Source organism: Kitasatospora sp. NPDC059747, assembly GCF_042732955.1.
Lineage (GTDB): Bacteria > Actinomycetota > Actinomycetes > Streptomycetales > Streptomycetaceae > Kitasatospora.
Genome location: NZ_JBHWGV010000204.1, coordinates 1 through 9,239 on the forward strand (window position 1 = coordinate 1; position 9,239 = coordinate 9,239).

The 9,239-nt window shown below is 71.8% G+C and carries 7 protein-coding genes; 2 read left to right on the forward strand and 5 right to left on the reverse strand.

Annotation, left to right across the window (positions count from 1 at the left end):
• Window positions 1-192: 192 nt before the first annotated feature.
• Both ACFV4G_RS41975 and ACFV4G_RS41980 read left to right on the forward strand, forming a co-directional pair.
• Complete coding sequence (locus ACFV4G_RS41975; RefSeq protein WP_380448643.1) at window positions 193-876, forward strand: class E sortase; 684 nt, start codon at window positions 193-195, stop codon at window positions 874-876.
• A 34-nt stretch (window positions 877-910) separates the two neighbouring features.
• Window positions 911-1,708, forward strand: coding sequence for a class E sortase (locus ACFV4G_RS41980; protein WP_380448646.1), 798 nt, complete (start codon window positions 911-913; stop codon window positions 1,706-1,708).
• A gap of 121 nt (window positions 1,709-1,829) precedes the next feature.
• Here ACFV4G_RS41980 and pknB read toward each other — a convergent pair whose 3' ends face one another.
• From pknB to ACFV4G_RS42005, 5 genes are all read right to left on the reverse strand, one after another.
• Window positions 1,830-3,950, reverse strand: a complete 2,121-nt coding sequence (gene pknB, locus ACFV4G_RS41985; RefSeq protein WP_380448649.1) for a Stk1 family PASTA domain-containing Ser/Thr kinase — start codon at window positions 3,948-3,950, stop codon at window positions 1,830-1,832.
• A gap of 260 nt (window positions 3,951-4,210) precedes the next feature.
• Entirely contained in the window at window positions 4,211-5,668 is a 1,458-nt protein-coding gene (locus tag ACFV4G_RS41990; RefSeq protein WP_380448651.1) for a peptidoglycan D,D-transpeptidase FtsI family protein, read from the reverse strand.
• On the reverse strand, window positions 5,665-7,041 hold the full coding sequence (locus ACFV4G_RS41995) for an FtsW/RodA/SpoVE family cell cycle protein (protein ID WP_380448659.1): 1,377 nt from the start codon (window positions 7,039-7,041) through the stop codon (window positions 5,665-5,667). Before ACFV4G_RS41995 ends, ACFV4G_RS41990 begins: the two co-directional genes overlap by 4 nt.
• Before the next feature lie 160 nt (window positions 7,042-7,201).
• Window positions 7,202-8,860 carry a PP2C family protein-serine/threonine phosphatase gene (locus ACFV4G_RS42000; protein WP_380448654.1) on the reverse strand — a complete coding sequence of 553 codons (1,659 nt, stop codon included), beginning with the start codon at window positions 8,858-8,860 and terminating at the stop codon, window positions 7,202-7,204.
• 53 nt (window positions 8,861-8,913) lie between these two features.
• Window positions 8,914-9,239, reverse strand: a 326-nt coding sequence (locus ACFV4G_RS42005) for an FHA domain-containing protein (protein ID WP_380448656.1), incomplete at its 5' end; no start/stop codon positions are given.

Here is a 9,239-nt window from a genome sequence, read left to right on the forward strand (position 1 = left end):
CCCCGCCGCGCCCCCGCGGGGCGGCGGGGGGGGGGGCGCCCCCCCCCCCCGGGGCCCCCCCCCCCCCCGGGGGGGCGGCCCCCCCCCGGGGGGGCCGCCCAGGGGCGCACCTCGGTGCGCCCGGGCGGCGGGCGGCGCCGGGCCTCCGGCAAGGGCGCGGGGCCGCGGGCGCGGCCCAAGGAGTCCCCGGTCGTGATCGCGGCGCGCCTGGTCGGCGAGCTGTGCATCACGCTCGGCGTCGTCATGCTGCTCTTCGTCTCGTACCAGTTGTGGTGGACCAACGTGCAGGCCGACGCGGCCGCCGACGGCGCCCGCAGCCAGCTGGAGAAGCAGTTCGACGCCGCCCAGCCCGGCCAGCCGGGACAGCCGGCACCGGATCCGGCGAAACCCGAGACGTTCGAGCCCGGCAAGGGCTTCGCGATCATCTACCTGCCCAAGCTCGGGCTGAAGTTCCCGATCGCCGAGGGCACCTCCAAGTCGGCGGTGCTCGACAACGGCCTGGTCGGCCACTACACCGGCACCGGCATGCCGGCCGACAAGGCCGGCAACTTCGCGCTCGCCGCGCACCGCAACACCCACGGCGAGCCGTTCCGGTACATCAACAAGCTCGGCAAGGGCGACCAGGTCGTGGTGGAGACCGCCACCGCGTACTACACGTACGAGATCACCGGCGGCATCCCGGAGACCTCCCCCAGCAACGTCAGCGTGATCAAGGCCGTCCCGAACGGTTCCGGCTACACCGGCCCCGGCCGGTACATCACCCTCACCACCTGCACCCCGGAGTTCACCTCCAAGTTCCGCCTCATCCTGTTTGGCAAGATGACCGAGGAACGGCCGCGCAGCCAGGGCAAGCCGGCCGCGATCGCGGGCGGGTAGCCACCCGGCCGCAGGCGACGGAGGGGGAGCACCGGTGACGCAGGACGAGACGGCCGTGGAGGCCTTCCCGCAACCCGGTCCGGGCGGTGCGCCCGGACCGGAGCCGGCGCGGCGCGGGAGGGGCCGGGCGCCGGCCGTCCTCGGGGTCCTCGGCGAGCTCCTGATCACCCTGGGCCTGGTGCTCGGCCTGTTCGTCGCCTACTCGCTCTGGTGGACCAACGTCGAGGCGGACCGCTCGGCGTCCGAGGCCTCCGACAAGCTGCGCAGCGCCTGGGCCGCGGGCCCCACCGGCACGCCCTCGCCGACGCCCGGAGCGACGGCCGCCGCGCCCGCCTACGCGGCCGGGGACGGGGTCGGCTTCCTGCACGTCCCGGCAATGGGCAAGGACTACCAGGTGCTGATCCGGATGGGCGCCGACACCGACACCCTGGCCGAGGGCGTCGCCGGGGTGTACGAGCAGCCGTACCGCGCCGCGATGCCCTGGGACGCGACCGGCAACTTCGCGCTGGCCGCGCACCGGGACGGCCACGGCGCCAAGTTCCACGACCTGGACGCGGTCCGCAGGGGCGACGCGATCGTCGTCGAGACCAAGGACAAGTGGTACGTCTACAAGGTCGACAACACCCTGCCGGAGACGTCCAAGTACGACACCGGCATCGTCGCGCCCGTCCCGACCGGCTCCGGCTACAGCGCCCCGGGCCGGTACATCACGCTGACCACCTGCACGCCGGTCTACACCTCGCGCTACCGGATGGCGGTGTGGGGGAGCCTGGTCCGGGTGGATCCCGTGGACGCCGGGCGGACCCCGCCGCCCGAGCTGCGGCACTCCTGAGCCGCTCCTGCCCGCCGGAGAACGCCCGAGGGCCCGCCGCAGTCGCTGCGACGGGCCCTCGGTGCTGTCGTGACAACCCCCACCAAGCCTCAGGACCCCTCAGAAGAAGGGGAAGAAGGGCTTAGGGGTTGTTCCCCCCTTTGGGGTTGGAGGGTGAGGGGCCGGGGTCCCCCCCTTTGGGCGGATCGGCCGGCCTCGTGACCAGGTTGACCTGGGTGTTCGGGTCCAGCATGGTGCCGGCCGGCGGGTTGGTCATGATGACCACGGCGTTCGGGTCCGACGGGCCGGTCACGGCGTAGCCGAGGCCGAGCTTCTGGAGCTGGCTGACGGCGTCCGACAGCTTGACGTTCTGCAGCGGCGGGACCTGGGCCTTGTCCGGCGCCTTGAAGACGACCAGCTGGATCTTCGTGTTGGCCGGGGCCTTGGTGTTGGCCGCGGGCGTCTGCGACGCGACCGTGTCGACCTTGGTCGGGTCGGTCGTCGCCACCGTCTTCGACATGTCGACCTGGAAGCCCGCGCCCTGCAGCTGGGCCGCCGCGGCGTCCTTCTGCATGCCGAGCACGGACGGAACGGCGATCTTGCTCTTGCCCTGCGAGATCGTCAGCTTGATCGGCGCGCTCGGGTCGGCCGGGCTGTTGGCGGCCGGGTCCTGGGCGGTGACGGTGTCCTGCGGGGCGGTGTCGTCGTCCTTGTACTCGGTGGTGACGTTGGTGAAGCCGGCCGCGCTGAGGGCCTGCGTCGCCTGGTCCTTGGTCTTGCCGGTCACCGGCGGGACGTTCGCCTTGGCCGGGCCGGAGGAGACCTGCACGGTGATCGTGCCGTTCTCCGCGACCTGGGTGCCGGCCGCCGGGTTCTGGGTGCAGACCTGGTCCTTCTTCACGTTGGCGTCCGGGCAGGCGATCTTGTCGCCCTCGGTCACCACGAGCTTGGGACCGGCCTGCGCGGCCGCCGTCTTCGCGTCGGCCAGGCTCTTGCCGACCAGGCTCGGCGCGGCGAGCTTCGCGGGCTCCTTGCTGCCGCCACCGCCGTTGAACATCGCCTGGGCGACGAAGAAGGTGCCGACCAGGACCAGTACGGCGGCGACCGCCAGCACGATCCAGGAGGTGTTGCTCTTCTTCGGCCGGTCCCCGCGCCGGCCGCCCTCGGAGCCGTAGCCGTCGTCGTGGCCGCCGCCCGCCGGGGCGCCGGCGTAGGTCTGGCCGTAGCCGTCGTCCGGGTAGCCGCCCTGCTGCCCGTAGCCGGGCTGGCCGACCTGCGGCAGGACGGTGGTCGGACCGCCGGGCTGCTGCGGCAGCACGTTGGTCTGGCCGTACGGGTCGTGCTGCGGGTAGCCGTTCTGGTCGTAGCCGTACCCGGCGGCGCCCATGCCGTAGGCGGCCGCCTGCTGGGCGGCGGCGACCGGGAGGCCGTCGAGGAAGCGCTCGATGTCGTCGCGCATCTCGTCGGCGCTTTGGTAGCGGTAGTCGCGCTCCTTGGCGAGGGCCTTCAGCACGATCGCGTCGACCTCGGGGCGCACCTCGGGGTCGAAGACCGACGGCGGCTGCGGCTCCTCCCGGACGTGCTGGTAGGCCACGGCCACCGGGGAGTCGCCGACGAACGGCGGGCGGACGGTCAGCAGCTCGTACAGCAGGCAGCCGGTGGAGTAGAGGTCGGACCGGGCGTCGACCTGCTCGCCCTTGGCCTGCTCGGGGGAGAGGTACTGGGCGGTGCCGATGACGGCCGAGGTCTGCGTCATGGTCATCCCGGCGTCGCCCATCGCGCGGGCGATGCCGAAGTCCATGACCTTGACGTTGCCCTGCCGGGTCAGCATCACGTTGGCGGGCTTGATGTCGCGGTGGACGATGCCCGCCCGGTGCGAGTACTCCAGCGCCTGCAGGATGCCGATGGTCATCTCCAGCGCGCGCTCCGGCAGCAGCCGGCGCCCGGAGTGCAGCAGCTCGCGCAGCGTGGACCCCTCGACGTACTCCATCACGATGTACGGGATGGAGATGCCGTCGATGTAGTCCTCGCCGGTGTCGTACACGGCGACGATCGCGGGGTGGTTCAGGGACGCCGCCGACTGCGCCTCGCGGCGGAAGCGGGCCTGGAACGACGGATCCCGGGCCATGTCGGCCCGGAGCGTCTTCACTGCGACGGAACGGCCGAGCCGGGTGTCATGGCCGAGGTACACCTCGGCCATGCCGCCGCGTCCGAGGACGCCGCCGAGCTCGTACCTGCCGCCGAGGCGACGAGGCTCTTCCATAGTTCCGACCCTCTCCCTCACCCGCCGGTGAGGTTGTGACGTAGGTGTCCCCGCACGCTCTGGGTGACGCCGCGCGGCCCGCGACCGGTTCTCCGGCCGGGTCGTGCGCCGCCTCGCGGGCGGCAACGGGCACACCCGCTGCTGGCGGATACGCTACCGGTCGTACCACGTCGGACCGGAGTCACCCGTAGGCCGATACCAGACCGGTATCCGAACGGGGGTGCCGATCGTGACATTCCACTCACCCGCGGCCCTGCCCGTCACTTGCCGAGCACGGCCTGCATCACCGCCTTGGCGATCGGGGCCGCGAGGCGGCCGCCGCTGATGCCGTCGCGGTTCTGGGAGCCGTCCTCGACCACGACCGCGACCGCGACCGACTGGCCGTCCGAGGTCTTGGCCCAGGACGTGAACCAGGCGAACGGCAGGCCCGCGTTGTCCTCGCCGTGCTGGGCGGTGCCGGTCTTGCCGCCGACCTGGATGCCGGGGATCTTGGCGTTGGTGCCGGTGCCGTTCTCGACCACCGAGACCATCAGGTCCTGCATCTTCTGCGCGGTGGCCGGGCTCATGGCCTGGGAGAACTGCTTCTCGGTGTGCTTGGAGATGGTCGTCAGCGAGGCCGAGCGCTCCTGGTCGACCAGGTACGGCGTCATCAGGCTGCCGTTGTTGGCGATGGCCGCGGAGACCATGGCCATCTGCAGCGGGGTGGCGCGGGTGTCGTGCTGGCCGATCGAGTCCTGGGCGGTGCCGTCCAGGCTGGCGCTGTTCGGGAAGATGCTCTTCTCGGAGCGGACCGGGGTGTCGACGGTGCTGTTGAAGCCGAACTTCTCGGCCTGCGCCCGCATCTTGTCCTTGCCGAGGTCGGCGCCCATCTTGGCGAAGACCGTGTTGCAGGACTGGTCCAGGCCGGACTTGACGGTGGCGTTCTCGCACTTCTCGTTCGGGCTCTCGTTCTTGAGAACGGTGGCGGTGCCCGGCAGGGTGTACGGGTCCGGCGTGCTCGTCGCGTCGTCGACGTTCTGGTACAGGCCGTTCTCGAACGCGGCGGTCGCGGTGACCAGCTTGAAGGTCGAGCCGGGCGGATAGGTCTCCTTCAGCGCCCGGTTGAGCATCGGCTTGTTCGGGTCGGCGTTGAGGTCCGTCCAGGACTTGGAGTCCGAGTCCTCGCTGCCGGAGATGGTGCCCGGGTCGTAGGACGGGGTGGAGACCAGGGCGAGGATCGCGCCGGTCTTCGGGTCGAGCGCGACGACCGCGCCCTTCTTGTTGCCGAGTCCGTCCCAGGCGGCCTTCTGGGCCTTGGCGTTGATCGTCGTGACGACGTCGCCGCCCTTCTTCTGCTCACCGGTCAGCATGTCGAGGGTGTTGCGGAAGAACAGCCGGTCGTCGGTGCCGGAGAGGACGCCGTCCTCCAGGTTCTCCAGCCCGTTGGAGCCGTAGACCTGGGAGGAGTAGCCGGTGACCGGGGCGTACATCGGGCCGTCGACCCAGGAGCGCTTGTACTTGTAGCGCAGGCCGTTGACGAAGTCGGACTTCGTGACCGGCTGGCCGCCGACGACGATGTTGCCGCGCGGGTGGGCGTAGCGGTCGAACTGCTGGCGCTTGTTGTTGGCGTTGCTGGCCCAGGCGTCGGCCTGGACGCCCTGCACCCAGTTGGTGCGCAGCATCAGGGCCAGGATCAGCACGAGGCAGAAGATCGAGACCCGGCGGATCGGCTTGTTCATCTGGCGGGTCCTCCCTGGCCCTCGGTGGCGGGGGCGGGTTCGACCCCGGGTCGGCGGGCGCTGTCGCTGATCTTCAGCAGGATCGCGATGAGCGCCCAGTTGGCGACCACTGACGAACCGCCCTGGGCGAGGAACGGCATGGTCATACCGGTCAGCGGGATCAGCCCGGTGACCCCGCCGGCGACGACGAAGACCTGCAGTGCCATGGCGGAGGCGAGGCCGACGGCGAACAGCTTGCCGAACGGGTCGCGGGCGGCGAGCGCGGTGCGCAGGCCGCGCTGCACCAGCAGCGCGTAGAGCAGGAAGATCGCCATCAGGCCGGCGAGGCCGAGCTCCTCGCCGAAGGAGCCCAGGATGAAGTCGCTCTTGGCGGCGAAGTTGATCAGCCAGGACCGCCCCTGGCCGAGGCCGGAGCCGGTCACCCCGCCGGATCCGAGCGCCATCAGCGACTGGCCGATCTGCTCGGTGGAGCCCTTCGGCGGGTGCGGGGCGAAGGCGGCCATCGGGTCGATCCAGGCGTCGATCCGGGTCTTCACGTGGCCGGCGGTCATGGCGACGGCGGTCGCGCCGCCGACCGACATCAGCAGGCCGAACAGGATCCAGCTGGTGCGCTCGGTGGCGACGTAGAGCATCACCACGAACAGGCCGAAGAACAGGAAGGACGTGCCGAGGTCGTTCTCGAAGATCAGGATCAGCAGGCTGAGCAGCCAGATCACCACGATCGGTCCGAGGTCGCGCCCGCGCGGCAGGTAGAGGCCGGCGAAGCGGCGGCTGGCCAGGGCCAGGGCGTCCCGCTTGACCATCAGGTAGCCGGCGAAGAAGACGGTGAGGATGATCTTGGCGAACTCGCCGGGCTGGATGGAGAAGCCGCCCATCCGGATCCAGATCTTGGCGCCGAAGTCCTCCGCGCGGGCCGGGAAGAACGCCGGCGCGGCGAGCAGGACGAGGGCCGCGACCATCGAGATGTAGGTGTAGCGCTGGAGCACGCGGTGGTCCTTGAGGAACACCATGACGCCGATGAACAGCGCGACGCCGAGGCCGGACCACATCAGCTGGTTCTCGGCGGCCTTGAAGTTGCCGCTGAGCAGCTTGCCCGCCTTGTCGAGCCGCCAGATCATGACCACGCCGAGCCCGTTCAGCAGGGTGGCGAGCGGCAGCATCAGCGGGTCCGCGTACGGCGCGAAGCGGCGGACCAGCAGGTGTGCGACGAGGGCGAGCGAGCCCATCCCGAGGCCGTAGCCGAGCATGCCGCCGGGCAGCTCGGAGTCCATGGCGAGGCCCACGTTGGCGTAGGCGAGGACCGGGAGCAGGACGGCGAAGACCAGCAGGGCCAGCTCGGTGTTGCGCCGGTTGGGCGCTTCCTGCGGGGTGATGGTGGTGTTGCCCCGGCGCCGGCCGTCGAGCCGGGCGGCCGGCGTCCGGCGCCGGCCGGGCCGGCCCGCGCCGCTGCTCAGGTCGTAGGTGCTCACTGGTGGGCCGCTCCCTGCCGGCCGGCGGGCCGGCCGGGGGCGGGCCTATGTCGGGTCACGGGGGTCACTGCTTCGGGCAGGACTCGGCGCGCTGCCGGTCCTCGTCGCTCAGGCCGGGCACGTCGCCCGCCGCGCCGGGGGCCGGTGCGGGGGTGGTGACGGGCGGCGGGGTGGCCGGGGCGCTCGGGGTGGCCGAGGAGGTGGGCGTCGGGGTGGGCACCGCGGCCGCGGGGGCGCGGTTCTTCTCGCTCGGCTTCTCGCTCGGCGTGGGCGCGGGCGCGGCCACGAACCCGGCGGGGTCGGCGTACGTCGTCTGGGTGGCCTGGGTGCCCGCGGGCTGCCCGGTGGTGCCGGCCTTCGCGTCGCTGACCTTCTTGCAGAGCTTGGCCCAGCCGTCGAGCTCCTTGATGGTCGCGTCGGCGTCGTTCAGGCTGTTCACCGAGATGGTCTTGGTGACGTGCGCCTGCTGGTCCGTCGGCAGGTACTTGAGCGCGATGTCCTTGTACTCGGTGTGCACCGAGGAGAGGCTCAGGCCGGCCAGGTTCTGGTTGATGCCCTGGTAGACGGCGACGTGCCCGTCCTCCGCGCCGACGTAGTACTGGCCCTGGGTCCACTGGTAGCCGAAGTACCCGCCGCCGCCGAGCACGCCGAGGGCGACCAGGACGGCCAGCGAGACCTTGAGCCCCTTGCGCTTGCGCTTCGGCGGCTCCTCCTCGTCGAAGTCCTCGGTGCCGTAGACCGAGGGCTCGGCGCCGTTGTAGCCGCCGTACTCGCCCTCGTAGCCCTCGGCGGGGCCGAAGCCGCCCGACGCGTCGTAGCCGCCGTCGTAGCCCTCGGCGGGGCCGAAGGCGCCCTGGGGCGCGCGGCCGAGGCCGGCGGCGCGGCCGGCCGGGGTGTCGGCGATGGAGCGGTCGGTGGCGGCCGAGGACGGCGGGGCGTCGGCGACCGCGCCGACCACCACCGGGACGTCGTTGAACTGGCCGCTCATGGTGTCCGTGGCGCCGACGTCGATGACGTCCGCCACGATGCAGGTGATGTTGTCCGGGCCGCCGCCGCGCAGCGCGAGCTGGATCAGCTCCTGCACGGTCTGCTCGGGCGCGTAGTAGCTGCCGAGGGTGGCTTCGAGCGTCTGGTGGCTGACCGGGCCGGAGAGGCCGTCGGAACAGATCAGGTAGCGGTCGCCGGCCCGGACCTCGCGGATCGACAGGTCGGGCTCGACCTGGCCGCGGCCGTCCAGGGCCCGCATCAGCAGCGAGCGCTGCGGGTGGGTCTCGGCCTCCTCGGGCGTGATCCGGCCCTCGTCGACCAGGCGCTGCACCCAGGTGTGGTCCTGGGTGATCTGCACCAGCGACCCGTCGCGCAGCAGGTAGGCACGGGAGTCGCCGACGTGCACGAGGCCCATCCGCTGGCCCGTCCAGAGCATGGCGGTGAGCGTGCAGCCCATGCCCTCCAGCTGGGGGTCGTCCTCGACCATCTGCCGGAGCCGGTCGTTGGCGCCCTGGACGGCGTCACCGAGCAGGGTCAGCAGATCGGCGCCCGGCACGTCCTCGTCCAGACGGACGATGGAGCCGAGCACCTCGGAGGACGCGACCTCGCCGGCCGCGGCGCCGCCCATGCCGTCGGCCACGGCCAGCAGCCGCGGCCCGGCGTAGCCGGAGTCCTCGTTCCCCTCCCGGATCAGTCCCTTGTGGGAGCCGGCGGCGAAGCGCAGCACCAGGGTCATGCGACCTGTGCCCCCCTCTGGGTCATGGACGGGATGCTGTCCCTCATGCGCTACTACTTCCGCAGTTCGATGACGGTCCTGCCGATACGGATCGGCATGCCCGGCTGGAGCGGGGTCGGCGCGGTCAGGCGCTGCCGGTCCAGATAGGTGCCGTTGGTGGAGCCTAGATCCTCGACCGTCCACTGCCCAGTCTGGTCGGGATAGATCCTGGCATGCCGGGAGGACGCGTAGTCGTCGTCCAGCACGATGGTGGAGTCGTGCGCCCGGCCCAGGGTGATGGTCTGGCCCTGCAGCGCGACGGTGGTCCCGGCCAGGGAGCCCTGGACCACGACGAGCTGCGTCGGGGCGCCGCGGCGCCGGCCGCCGCCCGCGGTCGGGG

What these genes read in the sequence shown, in the direction of transcription:
- ACFV4G_RS42000 (WP_380448654.1), bottom strand. Translation starts at nt 8,860, where the DNA reads ATGACCCTGGTGCTGCGCTTCGCCGCCGGCTCCCACAAGGGACTGATC.
- pknB (WP_380448649.1), bottom strand. Translation starts at nt 3,950, where the DNA reads ATGGAAGAGCCTCGTCGCCTCGGCGGCAGGTACGAGCTCGGCGGCGTC.
- ACFV4G_RS41990 (WP_380448651.1), bottom strand. Translation starts at nt 5,668, where the DNA reads ATGAACAAGCCGATCCGCCGGGTCTCGATCTTCTGCCTCGTGCTGATC.